The organism is Arthrobacter sp. Bi83, from assembly GCF_918698095.1.
In the GTDB taxonomy this organism is placed as follows: domain Bacteria; phylum Actinomycetota; class Actinomycetes; order Actinomycetales; family Micrococcaceae; genus Arthrobacter.
Genome location: NZ_CAKKLY010000006.1, coordinates 49,862 through 70,671, shown reverse-complemented (window position 1 = coordinate 70,671; position 20,810 = coordinate 49,862). Strand labels below are relative to the sequence as shown.

The 20,810-nt window shown below is 66.8% G+C and carries 18 protein-coding genes; 7 read left to right on the top strand and 11 right to left on the bottom strand.

From position 1 onward, the window contains the following. Positions 1-420: 420 nt before the first annotated feature. Positions 421-1,074, bottom strand: coding sequence for an MOSC domain-containing protein (locus LQ144_RS05165; protein ID WP_230117497.1), 654 nt, complete (start codon positions 1,072-1,074; stop codon positions 421-423). Positions 1,075-1,316: 242 nt separating this feature from the next. Between LQ144_RS05165 and LQ144_RS05160 the strand changes: the two genes are divergently transcribed. From LQ144_RS05160 to LQ144_RS05145, 4 genes are read left to right on the top strand one after another with little or no spacing between them, the layout of a single operon-like run. Beyond that, positions 1,317-2,015, top strand: a complete 699-nt coding sequence (locus tag LQ144_RS05160; RefSeq protein ID WP_230117496.1) for a Tat pathway signal protein — start codon at positions 1,317-1,319, stop codon at positions 2,013-2,015. Positions 2,016-2,017: 2 nt separating this feature from the next. Next, positions 2,018-3,241: a glutathionylspermidine synthase family protein gene (locus LQ144_RS05155; RefSeq protein ID WP_230117495.1), complete on the top strand. Its 1,224-nt coding sequence runs from the start codon at positions 2,018-2,020 to the stop codon at positions 3,239-3,241. After that, entirely contained in the window at positions 3,238-4,764 is a 1,527-nt protein-coding gene (locus tag LQ144_RS05150; protein ID WP_230117494.1) for an APC family permease, read from the top strand. Before LQ144_RS05155 ends, LQ144_RS05150 begins: the two co-directional genes overlap by 4 nt. Before the next feature lie 37 nt (positions 4,765-4,801). Further along, a complete protein-coding gene (locus tag LQ144_RS05145) occupies positions 4,802-6,022 on the top strand; it encodes an acyl-CoA dehydrogenase family protein (protein ID WP_230117493.1) in 1,221 nt (406 codons plus the stop codon). Between the two features lie 77 nt (positions 6,023-6,099). On the opposite strand, the gene LQ144_RS05140 is transcribed toward LQ144_RS05145, so the two are convergent. The 7 genes from LQ144_RS05140 to LQ144_RS05110 all read right to left on the bottom strand — a co-directional run bounded on the left by LQ144_RS05140 (position 6,100) and on the right by LQ144_RS05110 (position 14,606). After that, entirely contained in the window at positions 6,100-6,891 is a 792-nt protein-coding gene (locus tag LQ144_RS05140; protein ID WP_230117492.1) for an SDR family oxidoreductase, read from the bottom strand. Continuing rightward, complete coding sequence (locus LQ144_RS05135; RefSeq protein WP_230117491.1) at positions 6,888-8,255, bottom strand: glycosyltransferase 87 family protein; 1,368 nt, start codon at positions 8,253-8,255, stop codon at positions 6,888-6,890. Before LQ144_RS05135 ends, LQ144_RS05140 begins: the two co-directional genes overlap by 4 nt. A 171-nt stretch (positions 8,256-8,426) precedes the next feature. After that, complete coding sequence (locus LQ144_RS05130; protein ID WP_230117490.1) at positions 8,427-9,905, bottom strand: MFS transporter; 1,479 nt, start codon at positions 9,903-9,905, stop codon at positions 8,427-8,429. Beyond that, complete coding sequence (locus LQ144_RS05125; RefSeq protein ID WP_230117489.1) at positions 9,902-10,501, bottom strand: helix-turn-helix domain-containing protein; 600 nt, start codon at positions 10,499-10,501, stop codon at positions 9,902-9,904. Before LQ144_RS05125 ends, LQ144_RS05130 begins: the two co-directional genes overlap by 4 nt. A gap of 98 nt (positions 10,502-10,599) precedes the next feature. Next, the gene (locus tag LQ144_RS05120; RefSeq protein WP_230117488.1) at positions 10,600-11,841 is read right to left on the bottom strand and encodes a glycosyltransferase 87 family protein; all 1,242 of its coding nucleotides are present in this window, start codon (positions 11,839-11,841) and stop codon (positions 10,600-10,602) included. 122 nt (positions 11,842-11,963) lie between these two features. Then, positions 11,964-13,127, bottom strand: coding sequence for a cystathionine gamma-synthase (locus LQ144_RS05115; RefSeq protein WP_230117487.1), 1,164 nt, complete (start codon positions 13,125-13,127; stop codon positions 11,964-11,966). Between the two features lie 93 nt (positions 13,128-13,220). Beyond that, positions 13,221-14,606, bottom strand: a complete 1,386-nt coding sequence (locus LQ144_RS05110; RefSeq protein WP_230117486.1) for a cystathionine beta-synthase — start codon at positions 14,604-14,606, stop codon at positions 13,221-13,223. 120 nt (positions 14,607-14,726) lie between these two features. Here LQ144_RS05110 and LQ144_RS05105 point away from each other — a divergent pair, with 120 nt between their 5' ends. Then, positions 14,727-15,860 carry an SLC13 family permease gene (locus tag LQ144_RS05105; RefSeq protein WP_230117485.1) on the top strand — a complete coding sequence of 378 codons (1,134 nt, stop codon included), beginning with the start codon at positions 14,727-14,729 and terminating at the stop codon, positions 15,858-15,860. A gap of 93 nt (positions 15,861-15,953) precedes the next feature. Beyond that, positions 15,954-16,385 carry a VOC family protein gene (locus LQ144_RS05100; RefSeq protein WP_230117484.1) on the top strand — a complete coding sequence of 144 codons (432 nt, stop codon included), beginning with the start codon at positions 15,954-15,956 and terminating at the stop codon, positions 16,383-16,385. A 2-nt stretch (positions 16,386-16,387) separates the two neighbouring features. Here LQ144_RS05100 and LQ144_RS05095 read toward each other — a convergent pair whose 3' ends face one another. Next, positions 16,388-16,813, bottom strand: coding sequence for a VOC family protein (locus LQ144_RS05095; RefSeq protein WP_230117543.1), 426 nt, complete (start codon positions 16,811-16,813; stop codon positions 16,388-16,390). 141 nt (positions 16,814-16,954) lie between these two features. Between LQ144_RS05095 and LQ144_RS05090 the strand changes: the two genes are divergently transcribed. Beyond that, complete coding sequence (locus LQ144_RS05090; RefSeq protein ID WP_230117483.1) at positions 16,955-17,935, top strand: 3-methyladenine DNA glycosylase; 981 nt, start codon at positions 16,955-16,957, stop codon at positions 17,933-17,935. A gap of 68 nt (positions 17,936-18,003) precedes the next feature. Here LQ144_RS05090 and LQ144_RS05085 read toward each other — a convergent pair whose 3' ends face one another. Beyond that, positions 18,004-18,921 (bottom strand): hypothetical protein, encoded by a 918-nt coding sequence (locus tag LQ144_RS05085; RefSeq protein WP_230117482.1) that lies wholly within the window; start codon positions 18,919-18,921, stop codon positions 18,004-18,006. 130 nt (positions 18,922-19,051) lie between these two features. Beyond that, positions 19,052-20,728, bottom strand: coding sequence for an AMP-binding protein (locus tag LQ144_RS05080; RefSeq protein WP_230117481.1), 1,677 nt, complete (start codon positions 20,726-20,728; stop codon positions 19,052-19,054). Positions 20,729-20,810: the final 82 nt, after the last annotated feature.

The window sequence follows — 20,810 nt, the reverse complement described above, 5'->3', positions numbered from 1 at the left end:
CTCATCCATAGGGGGCCAGGCGGCACAACCCGAGGTGAGCGGAGCCGCAGTACATGTGCCGTGGGTGCCGGGCATACATTGACCGGCCGGTCACGTAGAAGTCCGGCGCTTTCGCAATCCCGTGGCAGGACTTCCCGCTGCATCTCTTGGCTGCTATCCCAGCAGTCTGTACAGCGTTTTCTTTAGCCGGCTCTCCCTATGAAAATGCCCGCATCACATTTGCGGACTCCAACACTTGCCAGTCCTGCCTCAAAAATTGGGCAGGAATAAGGGATTTCCGGAGTGGGGGATATTTCAAGTGTAGGGCATACTTCCGCCCATGGGTAACCGAGGGTCCCGCAGGCTTCGGTGAGCTTGCCCACACGACGGTCTTCCGCCGTCGTTCTTCCCCGCTTTTTTGGATGCCGGCAGCCGCCGCGGCTAGCTGCCGACGCGGCGCAGAAGCTTCTCGAATTCGTCGTGGTACTCGGGCTGGAGACGGATTTCTCCGTCGGCATCGGCGTCACGGAGTGCCTCCATGGCTTCAACATCCGGGTGGCTGAACCACCGGCCAACGGTCACTCCGTGGCTCGGAACGAAAAGCTTATGGATGTGGTCCCCGGCCTGGATGGAGCCGGTGCGGATCACCCGAAGGTAGGTGCCCACGCGTCCGGCCTCGGTGAAGCGCTTGACCCACTGGCTCTCCCCCATGCGCCGCTGGAAGGCAGCGCACGGAACGCGCGGCGAGGTCACCTCGACTTCGACGTCCAGGCCGATCTTCCAACGCTCGCCGATGACGGCGCCGGTGGTCTCGATGCCGGCAACGCGCAGGTTCTCACCGAATATGCCGGGCGGCAGGTCGCGCTGCAGTGCACCGACCCAGTAGTCCGCATCGGCCTGGGAGTAGGCATACAGCGCCTGGTCCTCGCCGCCGTGGTGGATCCTGCTGGCCTGGATATCGCCGTGCAGGCCAAGTTTGTGCACCTTCACGGGCCCTTCGACAGGGCGTTTGTCGATCGCGGTGACACCCACGCTCCCCTCATCAGGCAGGAGCTGGTGTACCCGGCAGACGGCAAGCAGAGTGGCGGTGTCCATGGCAACAGTCTAGGTTCTCGGGACTGTGCCGTATGCCGTGTGCCGATAGTGGCCCGTCCCACATATTTGTTAGCGGCACGCCGGTGCAACTACTAGGCTGACTGCAGGATTCCGTTGCGGGCGCCGCCCGCTCAAGACGGCACGCCACCGGCGTGAACTGATCCGCCGTGACTAATCGATGCAGTGACTTAATCAATGACTTAATCAGAGTGACCCGACAGCATGGACCAGCAGGGGGACCCGTGAACCCGGAGAAAGACCCGCCGAAAGACCGCGACGGCGATGCGCGCGACGATGCGTCCGCCGCCGGCGCGCCGAAGCCGCCGCCGTGGCAGGTGCCCAAGCCGGAGCTCCGGCCCGAGCTGCTGGACCCCGAGTTGTTCAAGCCCTCCGGACAGCGCCCGGGGAAGCCCGGCAAACGGGGCCGCGGAAAGCCCGGCTCCACGTCCCAGGCTGGCCCCTCCGGCGAACCGGGGCAGCCGGACTTCCCCGCGCCGAGCCCCATCATCGACCCCTTCGCCCGGGAGCGCGAGCGCGAACTGAACTCCGCAGCGGCCCGGAAAAAGCGCTCGCAGCGCCGCACCGTGGTGGTGGGCCTCGGCGTGACGGCGCTGCTGGCCGGCACCATCACGGCGATCGTCGCCAGCAATGAGCAGGATGCGGACTACGCGCAGGTCTGCTTCAACGACGAGACCGGCGAACGGGTGGAGGACACCCAGTGCAACAGCACAGCTGGCCGGGGCGGCGGCCTCTACGCCTGGTACTTCTACGCCCGGGGAGCAAGTGTTCCGGGCGTGGGGCAGAACCGGTCTTCCTACCCGAGCTTCACCAGGACGGTTCCGCAGGGGGCCAAGACGTCCACGGGATACAGCAGCAAGGGCGGCACCGTCAGCAGGGGCGGCTTCGGCAGCAGCTCCAAGGGCGGAAGCACGGGAGGCTAGGGGTGAAGAGACTTTTCGCAACGCCCCGGCCGGACTGGAAACAGAAAATCGAAGAGCAGGGCCTGGTTTTCTCGACCACCACCATGCCGGACGGCAAGAAAATCGAGTATTGGAACGAGTCCGCCTACTACGAATTCACCATGGACGAGGTGGAGGCCCTGGAGCAGACCGCGGAGGACATGCACGGGATGTGCCTTGAGGCCGCAAAGTTCCTGGCCACCGGAGCCATGGGACCCATAGGCATCGGCCAGCAGGGGCTGGAACTGGCGGCCGAATCGCTGCAGGCCGGGGACATGGACATCTACGGCCGCTTCGATTTCATCTACGACGGCCAGGGCGGCGCCGCCAAGATGCTCGAGTACAACGCCGACACGCCCACGGGCCTGATCGAGGCTGCCGTGGCCCAATGGTTCTGGCTGCAGGACGTGTTTCCGGACAAGGACCAGTGGAACGGCATCCACGAGGCCCTCATCCGGCAGTGGAAGAAGCTTCAGTACCGGACCGGCATGAGCACCCTGCACATCGCCCACTCGGAGGCGGAGGAATCCGGGGAGGACTGGATGACCGCCGCGTACATGCGTGACGTCGCCAGCCAGGCGGGCTGGACCACCATCGGCATCAACATGTCAGACATCGGCTGGGACCCCAACCTGAAACGCTTTGTGGACCTGGACAACTTCATGATCAGCACCATCTTCAAGCTCTACCCCTGGGAGCTGATGATGAAGGAGCCCTTCGGCCACCGCCTGCTCGAGCGTGCCCACAATCCGCGCTGGGTGGAGCCGGCCTGGAAGATGCTTCTTTCGAACAAGGCGCTGCTCGCTGCCCTTTGGCACCTCTACCCCGGACACCCGAACCTGCTGCCGGCCTACCTCGACGGGCCCGGGCCCCTGAAGGAGTGGGTGGCCAAGCCGCTGCACGGGCGGGAGGGCGACAACATCAGGATCCACGCCGAGGGCATCAGCCTGGAGCAGCCCGGCGGCTATGGCCGCGAGGGCTGGTGCTACCAGCAGTTCCACCGGCTGCCCGACTTTGACGGCAACCACCCCGTCCTTGGCCTGTGGGTGGTGGACGGCGAGTCCGTCGGCTGCGGCATCCGCGAATCGGACGGCCCCATCACCGACTACTTCTGCCGCTTCGTGCCAAACACCATCGACGCACCGGCGCCCCTCTCCATCCAGGCCCACTCCGCGGCCAACTCCAGCAAGGCAGGTATCGCACTATGAGCACCGGAACCACGACGGCGGGCGGCGGCGCCGGAAACCGGCCGCCTGGCGCGGTTCCCGGCAAGGGGCTGCGCGCCGGGATCCTGGACCTCGGCGACTCCGTCATGCTGGGCCTGGCCTCGACCGCGCCGGTCTATTCGCTCGCCGCCACCTTGGGGCTGATTGCGGCTGTGAACGGGAACTACACCGCACTGGTCCTGGTCTTGGGCTTCATTCCCGTGCTGTTCATCGCGTACGCGTTCCGCGAGCTCAACAGTGCCATGCCGGACTGCGGCACCACCTTCATCTGGGCCCGCAACGCCTTCGGTCCGTGGGCAGGCTGGCTGGGCGGCTGGGGTGTTGCGCTCGCCGGCATCGTGGTCCTGGCCAATCTGGCGCAGGTGGCCGGGCAGTACCTGTGGCTGCTGGTGGGCGACGGTTCCCTTGCGGAGAACAGCCTGCTGGTCACGGCTACGGGAGTTATGTTCATCGCCTTCATGACTCTGGTGAACTACCGCGGGATCCGGCTGGGCGAGCATGTGCAGCGCGTCCTGACCTACGTGCAGTACATCTCGCTGGGCATCTTTGCGGTGGCCATCATTTTCAGGATCGCGGGCGGGGCATCCACCAGCGCCACAGCCATACAGCCGTTCGATATCGAGTGGTTCAATCCCGCGGGCGCCTTCGCTGATCCGGGCGCGGTGGTCCACGGCTCCCTTCTGGCCCTGTTCATCTACTGGGGGTGGGACACCTGCCTTGCGGTGAACGAGGAAACGGAGAACCCGTCCACCACTCCGGGCCGCGGCGCCGTCATCTCGGCCTTCGTCCTGGTGGCCATCTACGTGTCCATGGCGCTCCTGGTGATGATGTACGCCACCGTGGGGTCCGAAGGGATCGGCCTCGGCAACAGTGAGAACCAGAGCGACGTCTTCCTTGCCATGAAGGACGTGGTCCTTGGCCCGTGGGGCTGGCTGATCGTCGTCGCCGTCCTGGCCTCCGTGCTCTCCTCGACGCAGACCACCATCCTCCCGACAGCACGCGGCACCCTCTCCATGGGTGTCCACGGCGCGTTGCCGCCCAAATTCGGCGCGGTCCACGCCAGGAATCAGACGCCCGGTTTCTCCACCCAGGTGATGGGAGCAGCGGCGGTTGTCTACTACGTTGCCATGAGCTTCCTCAGCGAGAACCTGCTCTCCGATTCGATCAGCTCCATCAGCCTGTTCATCGCGTTCTACTATGCCCTGACCGGCTTCGCGTGCGTCTGGTACTTCCGGCGCACCCTCCGCAATTCTGCCCGCAATCTGTGGTTTCGCGCGATCCTGCCGCTGATCGGCGCCGTGCTGCTCACGGCAGCCTTCTTCGTCTCCGCGGCACAAATGTGGGACCCGGCCTACGGGGACAGCCAGATCTTCGGCGTCGGCGGGGCGTTCGTCAGCGGCGTGGTGCTGCTCGCCCTGGGAGTGGTGCTGGCCGTGGTGTGCCGGTTCCTGCCGTCCACGCGGAACTACTTCCTGGGCAGGCAGCAGGTCTCTGCCAGTCAATAGCCCCAGCCAGGGTGGCGCCAGCCCGTAGGATGCTGGCATGAGCAACGACGCCCTTGATCCCGCTGCAGCCACGGCCGAGTACGGTCTCCCCGATCCCTCTGATGTACTGGCGCTGGATTCGCTGCTGAGCCATGACGAGCTCGCCCTCCGGCAGCGGATCCGCGACTTCACCGACCAACAGATCCGCCCGGACATCGCCGACTGGTATGACCGCGGCGTCTTTCCCCAGCACCTCCCCGCACAACTGGGCGAACTGGGTGTGCTGGGCATGCACCTGGAGGGCTACGGCTGCCCTGGCCGCTCCGCGGTGGAATACGGCCTGGCCGCCATGGAACTGGAGGCCGGCGACTCCGGGATCCGCACCTTCGTCTCGGTGCAGGGCTCGCTGGCCATGACCGCCATCCACAAATGGGGCTCCGAGGACCAGAAACAGGAGTGGCTCCCCCGCATGGCCGCCGGCGAGGTAATCGGCTGCTTCGCGCTGACCGAGCCGTCCGCGGGTTCTGATCCGTCGTCCATGACCACCACGGCCAGGCAGGACGGCACCGGGGAGGACGCCGCCTGGATCCTGGACGGCGCCAAGCGCTGGATCGGGCTCGCCTCCATCGCCGACGTCATGGTGGTGTGGGCCAGGACCGACGACGGCGTCCGCGGCTTCCTCGTGCCGGCCGGCACTGCGGGAGTCACCGCCGCGCCGATCGGCAGGAAACTTTCCATGCGCGCCTCCGTCCAGTGCGATGTAGTGTTCGACGGCGTCCGGCTGGGACCCGAGGCCCTGCTGCCGGGCGCGGTCGGACTCAGCGGGCCGTTTTCCTGCCTCAACGAGGCCCGCTACGGCATAGCCTGGGGCGCGATGGGCGCCGCCCGTGACTCCTACGAGGCGGCCCTGAACTACTCGATGGAACGGATGCAGTTCGGCCGGCCGCTCTCCGGTTACCAGCTCACCCAGGAGAAGCTGGTGAACATGCTGCTGGAAATCCAGAAGGGCACCATGCTTGCGCTGCACCTGGGCCGTCTCAAGGATTCCGGCAGGCTCCGTCCCGAACAGATTTCGCTGGCCAAGCTGAACAACGTCCGTGAGGCCATCAGGATCGCCCGCGAGGCACGGACCATTCTGGGCGGCAACGGGATCACCCTGGACTACTCGCCGCTGCGGCACGCTGCGAACCTGGAGTCCGTCCGCACGTACGAGGGAACGGACGAGGTCCATACCCTGATCATCGGACAGCACATCACCGGGCTGTCCGCCTTCCGGTGACGAGGTTGGCAGGAGCCGCTGGTTGAGCTTGTCGAAACCGGTTTCGACAAGCTCAACACCGACGCGCGCTAAAGCACTCAGGCCGAGAAGCCGCCGTCGGCTTTGATCAGCTGGCCCGACACCCAGCGTCCCGCCGGGGACAGCAGGAAGGCGACGGTGCCCGCTACATCCGCCGGAGTCCCAAGCCGGCCACCGGGCTGGCGACGGGACAGTTCCTCCCGAAGCTCCCCGTCCATCCAGCCGGTGTCCACCGGCCCCGGGTTCAGCACGTTCGCCGTGATGCCCAGCGGGCCCAGTTCCCGGGCGGAGGCAATGACGATCCGGTCCAGCGCCCCCTTGGACGCCCCGTACGGCAGGTTGAACGCTGTGTGGTCGCTGGTCAGCGCGACGATCGCACCGCCGTCGTCGGCTGCCTGCCGGGCGAATGCAGCGATCAGCTGCCAGCTGGCGCGCGTGTTCACGGCGAAGTGACGCTCAAAGCTTTCCAGCGTGGTGTCCAGGACGCCCGAATCAACGGACTCCGCGTGGCTCAGCACCAATCCGTGGAGCGTGCCCGTCTGTTCCGCGATGCCGGCCATCAGCCTGTCCACGGCCTGCGGATCCTGGAAATCGGCGGGCAGTGCCAGCACCCGGGCACCGATGGCTTCCAGCTCGGCGGTGAGCTGTTCGACGTCGTCAGGCTGGATTCCCCAGGGCATGCGGGCGTCGTACTCCTGCCAGTAGGTCAGGACCAGGTCCCAGCCGTCGGCAGCCAACTGCCGGGCGATCCCGGCGCCGATCCCGGCCAGCCGGCCGGTGCCGGTGACGAGGGCCGTTTTGCGCTGGGGTTCAACCGCCTGGAGTTCCGCGTGGTCGGGTTCAAGGCTCATGCCGGCAGCTCCGCCACTTTGCCCCGCCGCAGCACCACGAGCCAGCAGGCCATGATGGCCACGGCACAGAACACGCCTGCGCTGGAGGCCATGATCCACAGCCCGGGCGTCTGGATGTTGAGGTTCCCTGCCCCGAACGCGGTGCCGATGGTCTTGGGCGAGAAGAGGAACACAATGGTTGAAACCCCGAGGACTACTCCCATGAGCCAGCGCATCAGCCGATGACGGTGAGGAGTCTCGCGCAGGGTCCAGGCAAATGCAGGCAGCACCGCCGCTATCCAGACCCAGTGGTGGGACCACGAAACGGGACTGACGAGCAGCATGGTGAGGGCCGTGGCGGAAATGGCCACCACCCTGGAGCCTTGGTCGCTGGCGGACTTGATGACGGCCGCGCCGAGGGCCACCACCAGGAGACTCAGGACCAGCCAGGGGAGAGTGACTCCGGCAGCAGGAACACCGAAGTGCAGCAGCGCCCCTTTAATAGACAGGTTGTCCACGTAGCCTGCCCCGCCGATCCGGGAGGTGTCCGGAATGATGTCAAGCCAGAATTGCAGGGACTCTGCGGGTCTGATGAGCCAGCCCAACAGCACGGTGGAGGCGAAGCCGGCGCCCATGTTCAGCAGCCCGCGCCAGTCCCTGCGCACCAGGAAGTACAGGCCGAACACCAGGGGTGTCAGCTTGATTCCGGCCGCCACGCCCACCAGGAAGCCGCTGCCGGGCAGGCCTCGGCTCCAGCGCGGGTTGCGGGCCAGGAGGTCTGCCGCCATCATCCCCATCAGGAGGATGTTGATCTGGCCGAAGGCCAGGGTCTCGCGCCACGGGCCCAGGTTGAGAACAGCCAAGAGCAGCACAACCGCGCCCAGGCGGTTGAGCAGCGAGGGCAGCGTGGCGGAGGCAAAGGTGCTGCGCCAGTCGGACTTGGCGTTCCAGTAGCGGACTCCGCGCGCCGCCACCCATGCGGCGACGGCCACCCCGGCGGCGTTGAAGAGCAAGAGGGCCGTTTCCTGCGGCAGCCTGGCCAGCAGGCTGAAGAGGAGCGCCGCGAACGGCGGATAGGTGAACGGAAGTTGCGGACCACCTGCCCATTCCAGTGTCAGACGGTAGAGGCCCGACGGCGCGAGGCCGGCTTCGTTCAGGACCTTGCCGCCGTGCCAGTAGACGCTGAAGTCCAGGCCCTTCTCGCCCCACGCGTCGAGCCGCGATGAGATGAAGATGGCGGCGGCCAGCACCGCGAGCAGCGTCAGGAACTCCGCGGAGAGCACCGCGGCCAAAGGACGGCGCAGGCGCCCCTCCGGGCCGGCGACCCTTCCGTCTTGTGCGTCAGCGGGCGTACTGCCTTGTGCTTGGGCGTCGAGCAGTGCCATTCAGTGTCCCCCTGATGTGCAATCCTGACGAAGCGTGGATCCTGTATGTGCGCCTGCTGCACGCGTTTTGCGCCGTGCCGCAGGACCCGCGCCCGACCAGGCGCCACCCGCTCATTCTACTGACCGCTGGCCGCTTGCTCCGGCGCCCTCGCCGCTGCGGACCGCAAAGTATCAGGCAGCGCCGGCGGCGACCGGTGCAGGCTGCGCCTTGCCGGCATCCTTGCGCATCGTGGCGCTGATGACCGCGGCAATGGTGCACATCGCGGCAGCGGCAAACCACGCGTAGGTGTATTGGCCCGTGGCGTCGCGGATCGCCCCTGCGGCCAGGGCTGCCGCTGCGGCGCCGAGCTGGTGGGCTGCGAAGACCCAGCCGAACACCACGCTGCCGTCTGCGCCGAACACCTTGCGGCAGATGGCGGCCGTGGGCGGCACGGTGGCCACCCAGTCGAGGCCGTAGATCACCACGAACACGATCATGCTGGGCTGGACCGAAGCGCTCAGGAGCAGCGGGAGCACCAGCAGCCCGATCCCGCGGAACTGGTAGTACACGGCCAGCAGGATCCTCGGGTTGAAGCGGTCGGTCAGCCACCCGGAAGCGATGGTGCCCAGGATGTCGAAAATCCCGACGACCGCCAGCAGGCCCGCCGCGGTGGTCTCCGGCATGCCGTGGTCGTGGGCGGAGGGAATGAAGTGGGTCCCGATGAGTCCGTTGGTGGTGGCGCCGCAGATGGCGAATCCGGCCACGAGTGCCCAGAATGTGCGCACCTTGCTGGCACGCTTGAGCACCTGCAGCGCGCGGACAGCCGCGTTGCCGCTGGGCTGGGCGGCGGATCCGGTGACCGCAGTGACAGCGACGGCGTCGGCGTCGGCCGGAGGGGCGGACCCCGGTTCCGAGTCGCTGACCGACGCCTCCGCGCCGTAAGGCAACACCCCGACGTCGGCCGGCGAGTTCTTCAGGAACTTCAGCACCAGCGGGACTACCGCCAGGGCGCCGGCCGCGATCAGGAGGGAGGCCTGGCGCCAGCCGGGATCCTGCGCCAGCATGGCCATGAACGGCAGGAAGACCAGCTGGCCGGCGGCGCTGCCGGCGGTCAGGATTCCGATCACCAGCCCGCGGCTCCTGGCGAACCATGTGTTGGCGATGGTCGCCGCGAACACGAGCGCCATGGAGCCGGTCCCCAGTCCGATCAGCAGCCCCCAGGTCAGCAGGATCTGCCAGGACTGGCTGACCAGCACGGTCAGCGCGCTGCCGGCCCCAATCAGGACGAGCGCCACGGCCGTCACGGCGCGGATCCCGAACCGTTCCATGAGGGCGGCGGCGAACGGGGCGGTGAGGCCGAACAAGACCAGGTTGATGCTGACAGCTGCAGACAGCACCGTGGTGGACCAGCCGAATTCCTGCTGCAGCGGGACCATGAGCACGCCGGGCGCGGCCCGGAAACCGGCGGCGCCAACAAGAGCCAGGAACGCCACGGACGCCACAATCCAGGCCGGGTGCAGCCGGCGCCGCCGCGGCGTCCCGGGGGTTGCGGTCTGCGTCCCGGGGGTCGCGGGCTGCGTCCCGGGGGTCGCGGGCTGCGTCCCGGGGCTTCCGTGTTCCTGGGTTCTGGCGTCCGGGGCTTCGGCTTCGCTCACTTCGTTGCTGCTCATGCTGCGGCCCCTTGTTGTCCGGTTGCTTCCGTGGCGGCGGGTTCTGCTTGCCCGTGCTCTGCTTGCTCGAACCCTGCTTGCTCCTGCCCTGTCGGTTCCTGGTCGGAATCGGGCGCGGTTGCCAGCGGTACCGGCCTTCCGGTGCGCGTCAGGCTGTGCCAGCTCGTGTTGTCGGCCGTGAGCCGCTCACCGCATTCCACGCAGGTGTCCGCCGAGCTGGTCCGGTGCCCGCACCGCGAATGGATCACGTACATATGGGCAGCTTCGGACGGTGCGGGGAGATGCTTTTCCGCCCAGATCACCACGGCGTTGAGGACCGGCAGCGCATCCTCGCCCTTGGGGGTAAGCACGTACTCCTGGCGGGTGCGGCCGCCGTCGTCATACGGTTTTTTGGTCAGCAGCCCGGACTCGACGAGGGCGGCGAGCCGCTTGGTAAGGACCGAATCCGCCACCCTGAGGCGCTCCTTCATGGAGTCGAAGCGGCCGTTGCCGAAGAACACCTCGCGCAGGACCAGCATGCCCCAGGGGTCGCCGAGAATGTCGAGGCCGCGGGCCATGCTGCAGGTGCGTTGGGACCAGTCCGAGCGGAGTGCCATGAGGCGAGCCTAGATGACTTTCTTGAAGAAAGCCAGGCCCTGGGCGTTGAGATGGGCATTTCGCGGCAATCCGCCTCGGGAACACTGTCGGCGAAATGTCACTTCGGCGCAGAAGGTTCCTTCCGCAGCCCGGCCCGCGCGGGGCGGTACGCCAGGGCCCAGTAGCCGAGCATCGCCATGCCGCACAACACGCCAAGGCTGGAGACCATCAGCGGCCACGCCGTCCGCGGATTCGCGCCCCAGACTTCGGCCCCGGCCATCATGGCGAGGTCCTTCGGGGTGAGGTAAAACGCCACTGCCGCCGCTGCCACGAGGATCCAGCCGGCCAGCCGCATCCGGCCTGCCCGGGAGGGAACCCGGTGCATCGCAAAGGCCATGGAAGGCAGTGCCACGGCCATCCACACCCAGTGGTGCGACCACGAGATCGGGCTGATGAGAAGCATGAGCACCGCAGTCGCTGACACCGCCACGAAGTTTTCGTCGGCGGCAACGGTCCACTTGATCACCAGCGCGGCCACCGCCACGAGCGCGAGGGAGAGCACAAGCCACAGCAGGCTGGTGACCCCTGAGTCCGGCAGTCCTAGGTGCAGCAGCAGTCCCTTGACGGAAAGGTTGTCCACGTAGCCGGGATCGCCGATGCGGCCGGTGTCGGGAAGGATCTTGGTCCAGAACATGACCGAGGCGTTGGGCAGCACGGCCCAGGCCACGGCGATGGATCCGAGGAATCCGGCGGCCATCCATCCCAGCGCTTTGAAGTCGCGGCGCACCAGGAAGTACAGCCCGAACACCAGTGGCGTGAGCTTGATCCCGGCAGCCATCCCGATCAGCAGCCCGGCAGGCCAGCGGATTTCGCCGGCGCGGGCCTTTCCGTGCAGGGCGAAATCCGTCAGGATCAAGCCCATCAGGATGATGTTGATCTGCCCGAAAACGAAGGTGTCGCGCCACGGACCCAGGAGCAGAATGGCCCCCGTTCCGGCGAGCGCCACGGCCCGGAAACGCCAGTCCGCGAAGGTCTCGCGCCAGCGGCCCAGGCCGAAGTAATGCCGGCTCAGCCAGGCCGAGACCACCGCGGCTCCGGCCAGCGCCGCGCCAATGAACAGCATGCTGCTCTGGCCGAGGCTCATGGTGGCCAGCCCGGCGAACAGCAGGGCTGCGAACGGCGGGTACGTGAAGGGCAGCCCATCGCGGACGGCGTAAAGTTCGCTGACCCCGCTCTCACCGGTCTGCAGCACCTTGGTTCCGCCGTAGTAGTACACCTCGAAGTCGTTCATCATCGGGGCGTACTGGGTGTACAGCACCGCGAGGGAGGCGACGACGGCGAGCGCACCCGCCGCCGTCATCAGCCATCCGCGGGCGGCCTGCCGCCCTGTGGCCGGCGGCCGTGCTGACTTCCAGACTGCTGACTGCGGTAGTGCTGGCTGCACCGGCCTCTGCGTCCGGTCGGGGGTCTCCGGAGCCGCCGTCACTTGATGAACGTGAAGGCTTGCTCGAGGTCCGCGATGAGGTCCTCGACGTCCTCGATGCCGCAGGAAAGGCGGATGAGGTTAACGGGGACCGCCAGCTCGGTGCCCTTCACAGAGGCGTGCGTCATTTCCGAGGGGTAGTTCATCAGGGATTCGATGCCGCCCAGCGACTCCGCCAGGGTGAAGACCGTGGTGGATTCGGCCACCTTCCGCGCGGCCGCTTCGCCACCCTTGAACTGCACGGAGATCATGCCGCCGAACTTCTTCATTTGCTTCTTGGCGAGCTCATGGCCGGGGTGCGAGGGCAGGCCCGGGTACAGCACCGCCTCAACCTCCGGGCGGTCCAGCAGCCATTCCGCCACGGCCTGGGCGTTGTCGCTGTGACGGTCCATGCGGACACCCAGAGTCTTCAGCCCGCGGGTGGTGAGGAAGGCGTCCATCGGACCGGAGACCGCGCCCACGGCGAACTGCACGAAGCCGATCTTCTCCGCCAGTTCGGCGTCCTTGACCACGATCGCGCCACCCACCACGTCGGAGTGGCCGCCGATGTATTTCGTGGTGGAGTGGACCACGACGTCGGCACCCAGGGCGAGCGGGGTCTGCAAGTAGGGGGAAGCAAAGGTGTTATCGACGATCAGGAGGGCGCCGGCGTCGTGCGCCACCGTGGCGAGGGCCTCGATGTCGGTGATCTTCATCAGAGGGTTGGAGGGGGTTTCCACCCACACGAAACGGGTCTTGTTGGCGGCCACTGCGGCGGCGACTGATTCGAGATCTGACATGTCCACGGGGGTGTTGCCGATCCCCCAGTCGCCGAGCACGCGGCTGATCAGCCGGTACGTACCCCCGTAGGCGTCGTTGCCCAGCACAATGTGGTCGCCCGGCCGGCAAAGGGCGCGGATGAGCGAGTCCTCGGCGGCCAGGCCGGAGCTGAAGGAATAGGCGTGGGTGCCGCCCTCAAGCGCCGCGAGCTGTTCCTGCAGGGCGTCCCGGGTGGGGTTCCCGCCGCGGCCGTACTCGTACCCGTCGCGCAGGCCGCCGATGCCGTCCTGCGCATAGGTGGAACTGAAGTGCAGCGGCGGAACCACGGCGCCGGTGCGGGGCTCGAAAGCCTGGCCGGCGTGCACAGCGCGGGTGTTGAATCCTTGGTTTTCAGAGACAGACATGAAGTTCCTTTCGGCTGGTATCCGGTGATCGAACGTGTCGAGATCAAGGTTTCGACAAGCTCAACCAACGGACTGGCAGGCTCAACCACTGGGTCAGTTGCTGAGGTACGCGAGGAGGTCGTGGCGGGTGAGGATGCCCACGGGAGCGCCGACGAACGTCACCATCACGGTGTCGACGTCGGAGAGCAGTTCGCGGGCGGCCGAGATCGTTTCCAGCGAGCCGATCACCGGGAGCCGCGCTCCCATGTGCTCGGAAATCTTGTCCGTGAGCTTGGCCTCGCCGCGGAACAGCTTGGCGGTCAGCGAGCGCTCGTCCACGGCTCCGAGGACCTCGCCCATCACCACGGGCGGTTCCTGGGACAGCACCGGGATGTGGCTGACACCGAACTCGTTCATGATGTTGATGACATCGCGGACGGTCTCGTTCGGGTGGATGTGGACCAGGTCCGGCAGTTCGCCCGTCTTGGACTTGATGACCTCGCCCACGGAGGCTTCCTCGCCGCCGGACAGGAAGCCGTAGGAGCGCATCCACTGGTCGTTGAAGATCTTGGCGAGGTAGCCGCGGCCGGAATCCGGCAGGATCACCACCACCACTGCGTCCTCGGGGAGGTCGCGGGCGGTCTGGAGCGCGGCGACGACGGCCATGCCTGAGGAACCGCCCACCAGGAGGCCTTCCTCGCGGGCGAGCCGCCGGGTCATGGCGAAGGAATCAGCGTCGGTGACGGCGATGACCTGGTCCGGAACTGACTTGTCGTAGTTGGCGGGCCACATGTCCTCGCCCACGCCTTCAACGAAGTACGGCCTGCCGGTGCCGCCCGAGTAGACAGAGCCTTCGGGGTCTGCCCCGATGATCTTGACCCGGCCGCCGTCGGACTCCGGACGGTTCGCCGAGACCTCCTTGAGGAACCGGCCCGTGCCGGTGATCGTGCCGCCGGTGCCGGCGCCGATCACGCAGTGCGTCACCGTTCCGTCGGTGTCCCGCCAGATTTCCGGGCCGGTGCTCTCATAATGGCTGCGCGGTGCCGCAGGGTTGGAGAACTGGTCCGGCTTGTAGGCGCCGGGGATCTCGGTGACCAGGCGGTCCGAAACGCCGTAGTAGCTCTGCGGGCTGTCCGGCGCGACGGCTGTGGGCGTCACCACCACTTCGGCCCCGTAGGCCTGGAGGACGGCCCTCTTGTCCTCCCCCACCTTGTCCGGCACCACGAAGATGCACTTGTAGCCCTTTTGCTGTGCCACGAGGGCCAGCCCGACGCCGGTGTTGCCGGAGGTGGGCTCGATGATGGTGCCGCCGGGCTTCAGCTTGCCGTCCCGTTCGGCTTCCTCGATCATCTTGGCCGCGATGCGGTCCTTGATGGAACCGCCGGGGTTCACGTATTCCAGCTTCACGAGGACTGTGGCTTTGATGCCGTCGGTGACGTGGTTGAGCTTGATCAGCGGGGTGTTGCCGATTAGGTCCAAAACGGACTGGGCGTACTTCATGGGTACAAACTTACCGTCTTGCCCGCATGCGGTCCTCTTGGCAGCTTTCGGTGCGAAGATTATGCGGTGACGCCCCTGCGCCTGCCGAAGAACTTGCGGAGTTATCTTCTCCCAGGCGTCATGCTTGCCGCTGGCGCCGGAACCCTCGCCGCCGGGTTCCTGCCCTGGGACTCGTTCCGGGAGCTGGCCGGACGCACCGTTCCCGTGCTGGCCTTTGTGCTGGCGATGACGGTGGTCACTGAACTGGTGGACGACGCCGGGCTGTTCCGGGTGGTGACCGACCGCATCGCCGCGCTGGGCCGGGGCAGCGTCTTCCTGCTGTGGCTCCTGGTGCTTGCCTTGTCCGCCGTCGCCACCGCGTTCCTGTCGCTGGATACCACCGCCGTGCTGGTGACACCAGTTGTGGTGCTCCTGGCGGTCCATGCCCGGATCCCTCCGCTGCCGTTCGCCTTGAGCACGGTATGGCTGGCCAACACGGCGTCGCTGCTTCTCCCCGTCTCCAACCTCACCAACCTGCTCGCGCAGGGAAGGCTTTCACTGACTCCGCTGCGTTTCGCCGGGCTGATGTGGGCACCTTGGCTAGTGGGCGTCCTGGTGCCCGCCGCACTGCTGTGGCTTGCGTTCCGCAAGGACCTTCGCGGCCGCTACGGTCCCCAGCCGGCGCACTGGGTGCGGGACCGGAGCCTGCTGAAGGCGGCCGGCGGAACCCTGCTCGTGCTGCTTCCGGCGTTGGTTTCCGGCGTCCCGGTGGCGATTCCCGCCATGGCCGCGGCAGCGTTCCTCCTGGCGGTATTCCTGTGGCGCCGCCCGTCCGCGCTGCGCTGGTCCATGGTGCCGTGGCGCCCGCTCATGCTGACGGCTGGGCTGTTCATGGTGGTGGAGGCCCTGCACTCTCACGGCCTCACGCAGGCGCTGGCCCCGGCGGCCGGATCGGGCGAGACGTTCCCGGAGCTGCTGCGGCTGGCCGCGCTGGGAGCCGGTTCGGCCAACATCGCCAACAACCTTCCCGCGTACCTGGCCCTGGAGCCTGTGGCCGGCTCACCGGTGCGGCTGGCGGCCCTGCTCATCGGAGTCAACCTTGGGCCCCTCGTTTCGCCGTGGGCTTCGCTCGCCACACTGCTGTGGCACGAGCGGCTCCAGACCCTGAACCTGCGCGTCCGGTGGGGTGGCTTCGCACTGGCTGGCCTCGTCGTCGTCCTGCTGGCACTGCCGCTGGCAGTGCTTGCGCTGTGGCTGGGCAACGGGATGCCCTGAATTTTCGGCTGGGGCACCCTAGCCAATAACCATCCCGGCACGGCAGGCTGGCTACGCATCCTCCCTCAGCTTTCGACGAAAGGAACCCTTGCCATGGACTGGACCCTCGAAGTGGTGGTGCTCCCGGTGAGTGATATCGGCCGCGCCGTGGAGTTTTACCGCGACAAGGTGGGCTTCAACCTTGATCACGACACCAAGAATGAGCACATGCACGTGGTCCAGCTGACGCCGCGTGGCTCAGGCTGTTCGATCGTGATCGGCGATCTCCCCGCCCAAAATGAGATGGCCCCCGGGTCCATGCGCGGACTGCAGCTGGTGGTGCCGGACGCCCGGGCCGCGCGCGACGAGCTGCTCAGCCGGGGCGTGGAGGCGAGCGAAATAACCGTCTTTGACGAGCGCGACGGCGGCACCTTCTTCGGGTTCAGCGATCCCGACGGCAACACCTGGGCCGTGCAGGAACTCAAGGTCCGCGCCCAGAAGCCGCTGATCCCGGCGGAGGCCCGCGCCCGCTTCGGCGAGGAGTAGCTTTAGCCCGCTGCGCCCTCCGCACCGCCGGCCGCCCCGGCCGCTTCGGCCGGCAGGTTCTCCCACAGGCCCAGGACGTTGCCCTCGGTGTCCTTGAAGTAGGCATAGAAACCCATGCCGGGAATGGCATCCTTCGGCTTGACCACGGAACCGCCGAGCTGCTCGACAGTCCGCAGGGTGGCTTCGATGTCGTCGACGTCCACCGTGATGACGGGGGTCGTCAGCTCGCCTTCCCGGGCCATCATGCCGCCGTTGATGGCTCCGGGTTCAGTAGGCCTGCCGGTCTGTTCATCCATCGGGGTGGTGATGACCACGTTGTAGTCCATCTCCGGCATGGAATCGATCCGCCAGCCGAGGGCCTGACTGTAGAAGTTTCTCGCCCGGTCCTGGTCGTCCGCGGGGATTTCGAAATGCACCACTCCACCCATTGCGCTCACCTGACAGTTTGAAGGGAAGACGCGGCGGACCCGCGCCACACCTGGGATTGTAGTCCTCCGCACCGCACTGGTTAAGGGCTGTCCGGAAGCTCCCCGGCACGCGCTGTCAGCGGTCCGTGGGACGATGATTCAATGACCATCACAGACGTCCCCGCCAGCGTTGCCGCTGCCGCTGACGCCTCCCTGCGGTGGCATCCCGGAGGTCCCTACAGCCTGCGCCAGACCCTGGGCACGCTCATGCGCGGCAACGGAGATCCCTCATTTGCTTCCCGGCCGGAGGGCCTGTGGATGGCATTCACGACGGCGGAAGGTCCGGTCACGCTGCGGCTCACCAGCGCCGAAACAGGACCGGAACCCTACGTCGGTGTGCAGGCGTGGGGTCCCGGTTCCGCTGCGGCCCTGGCCTCCGTTCCCCGCCTGCTGGGAGCCGAGGACGATTGGTCGGCGTTTGACGAGGCCGTGTTCCACGCGACGCTCCCCCGCATGGTCCGTGACGCCCGACGCCGGAACCTCGCCGTCCGTCTGCCCTCCACGGGGCGCATGGCTGACTCGCTCGTGCCCACCATCCTGGAACAAAAGGTAACCGTCATTGAGGCGCGGCGGGGCTACCGCTACCTCATGTACCGCTATGGCACGCCAGCGCCCGGCGCGGGTTCCGTTGCACCGGCCGGGCTTCTCGTCAAGCCCACTCCTGAGCAGTGGCTCCGCATTCCGTCCTGGGAATGGCACAAGGCCGGGGTGGGTCCCCAGCGGTCGGCCACCGTCATGCGGGCGCTGCGTTCCGCCGTCGCGCTTGAACGGCTGGCCCAACTGCCGGCGGCGGAGGCTGCAGCGAAGATGCAGACCATTCCTGGCATAGGTGTGTGGACAGCCGCCGAGGTGGTGCAGCGGACACACGGCTGCCCGGACTCGGTCGCCGTGGGCGACTACCATCTGGCAGCCTATGTGGGCGCCGCGCTGACCGGCAGGAGAACTGACGACGCCGGTATGCTGGCCCTGCTGGAGCCGTGGAAGGGCCACCGGCAGCGGGTGGTCCGCATGATCGGTCTCAGCGGCTTCCGGAAACCCACGTTCGGCCCGCGCATGACCATCCAGGATCACCGCCGGCACTGAAACCAACGCGGGGTCACTTCGAGCCCAATTCCCTGCCTCCGTTGGGCGCCAAGTGACCCCGCGTTGTCTTAGGATGAGCGGCGCTTCGCACATTTGACCCGGCTGATCACCCGTTGGAATCCGTCCTCCAAATCGTCGGCGTTGACCTTGAAGTAGGTCCAGCCCGCACTGATGAAAGCCTCGTCGCGACGGTTGTCTCGGGACTGCTGTTCCCGCGAAAGGTGATGGGCGCCGTCGTACTGCAGTGCAATCCGAAAGCGCCGGTACCCGAGGTCGGCCGTCGGCGACCATGGGTCGGACGGGTCAACGCGCAGCTGCAGTTCCGGCTCGGGCAGGTGGGCGTCCAGCATGGCGAGCCGCAGGAACGTTTCCGGGTAGGAGTCTGCCCCTACACGCATCTCATCCAGCGCCTGCCGGGCCTTCTCCACGCCCTTCATGTTCGGGTGCTGCCGGATGAGCAGGCGCAGACCGTCCTTGTAGGCATGAGGCGTGGTCCGGCCCTCGAAGTTAGCCCTTGGAACCCTGATGAGCTGATCCCCCATCGCGATGACGTAATCGAGCGGCAACACCGCCGCCAGGTCCAGCCAGGTCCGGGGCGGCAGGGACATGGGGATGCCGTCACGCTCCCCGACCTCCCCTGGAATTATGCGGACCCGGTGACCGGTCACTCCGTCGCGGCGCACGCGGGGCAGCTCATGCGTCTTGCTGAGGTGAACCGTGTCCCCGTCCATCCACGGCGGAAGCCCCAACGGCGTGAGCTCCGCGGCGGTCTGATGGGACACCCATGCTCCCGGCGTGGCGGCCGCCAATACCCTGGCTCGTTCCCACAGTTCGAGTTCCCGGCCACGCGGCAGATAGATAAGGCGGCCGCCGTCGGCAAGGTCTTTGGCGCGGAGCCGTTTCGCTGAAACGCCCTGCGCCCTCGATTCGTACACGGTAAAGGGCAACTGGTTCAGGGTGTCGGGTAGCGGCGTTGACCGGGCCATGGGAACTATTCTGGCTGCTCGTCGCGGCCCTCAGGAGTTATCCACAGCCTGACTTCAGCTTTTGCAACGCGGGGTCAGATGGCGCCCAATAGACGCGCTCTATGCGGCGATATCTGACTCCGCGTTGCTCTCAGAGGCCGAGGCGAGCCACGGCTTCCTCGCGCATCTCCACCTTGCGGATCTTGCCCGAGACCGTCATGGGGAAGCTCTCGCGGACGTCGACGTAGCGCGGGATCTTGTAGTGGGCCAGCTTCCCGCGGCAATAATCAGCCACGGCGGCGGCGTCGAGCGGCTCCGCCCCGGGCTTGAGGATGATGCACGCCATGAGTTCCTCGCCGTACGTGGCATCGGGCACGCCGATCACCTGCACGTCCTGGATCGAGGGGTGGGTGTAAAGGTATTCCTCGATCTCGCGCGGGTAGATGTTCTCGCCGCCGCGGATCACCATGTCCTTCATCCGGCCCTCGATCACCACGTAGCCGTCGTCATCCATGCGGGCCAGGTCGCCCGTATGCATCCAGCCCTCGGCGTCGATGGCCTCCGCGGTCTTGTCCGGCTGGTTCCAGTAGCCCTTCATGACGGCGTAGCCGCGGGTGCAGAGTTCGCCGATTTCGCCGCGCTCCACGACGTCCCCCGTGGCAGGGTCCACCACTTGGCTCTCCAGCCGCGGCATGGTCCGGCCCACGGTTTCGGTGCGCTGTTGCATGGTGTCCCCGCTCCGGGTCATGGTGGACACCGGCGAGGTCTCGGTCATGCCGTAGCAAATGGCCACGTCCTCCATGTTCATTTCCGAGATCACCCGGTTCATAACCTCGATAGGACACAGCGAACCGGCCATCACGCCGGTGCGCAACGTCGAGAGGTCGTACGACGCGAAGTCCGGCAGCGCCAGTTCGGCGATGAACATGGTGGGCACGCCGTAGAGGGACGTGCCGCCGAAGTCCTGCACCGCTTCCAGCGCGGCGGCCGGCGTGAAGCTGCGGCCGGGAATGATGGTGGCCGCGCCGTGGCTGAGAGCATTCAGGTTCCCGATCACCATGCCGAAGCAGTGGTAGAACGGCACCGGAATCACCACGCGGTCGTGCTCGGTGTACCCCAGGAGCTCGCCGATCGAGTAGCCGTTGTTCAGAATATTGGAGTGCGTCAGTGTCGCGCCCTTGGGGAAGCCCGTGGTCCCGGAGGTGTACTGCAGGTTGATGGGGTCGTGCGCGTCCAGTTCCGCCATGCGGGCCTTCAGCCCGGAATGCCCGACGTCGTCCGCCCGCTTGAGCAGCTCGGCGTAAGTAAGCTCCTGCCCGGCTTGGGGGACGCCGGCGTCGAGCTGTTCCGCACCAAGATCCGGCAGAAACACGAGCTCGCGCAGCTCCGGACATTCGGCGAGCGCCTGTCGCGCCATCGCCACGTAGTCGCTATTCCGGTCCGACGGCGCCGTAACCAGCATCCGCATGCCGTTCTGCCTGACCACGAACTCCAGCTCATAGCTGCGGTAGGCCGGATTCACGTTGACAAGAACGGCCCCGATCTTGGCCGTGGCGTACTGCAGGATGGTCCACTCGGCGCAGTTGGGGCTCCAGATGCCGATCCGCTCCCCCTTCGCGACGCCCAGTGCGAGGAGCGCGCGGGCGAGCCGGTCGACGTCGTCGTTCAGTTTGGTGTAGCTCCAGCGGCGGGCGTCGGCGCCGGGCACCGCGGCCGCCTCGATCAGCGCATCATGGAACGGAAACCGGGCCACCACCCGCTCGAAATTCTGGCCGATGGTTTCTTCGAGCAGCGGGACGTCAGTGTCCCCGGCTGTGTAAGCGCGCATGATGGCACGCTATCAACTGGCTCCGGGCAAGAGAAGCGCAACAGAAGGGTGTTCGGCGTAAACAGGTCCGGACCCGCAGGCG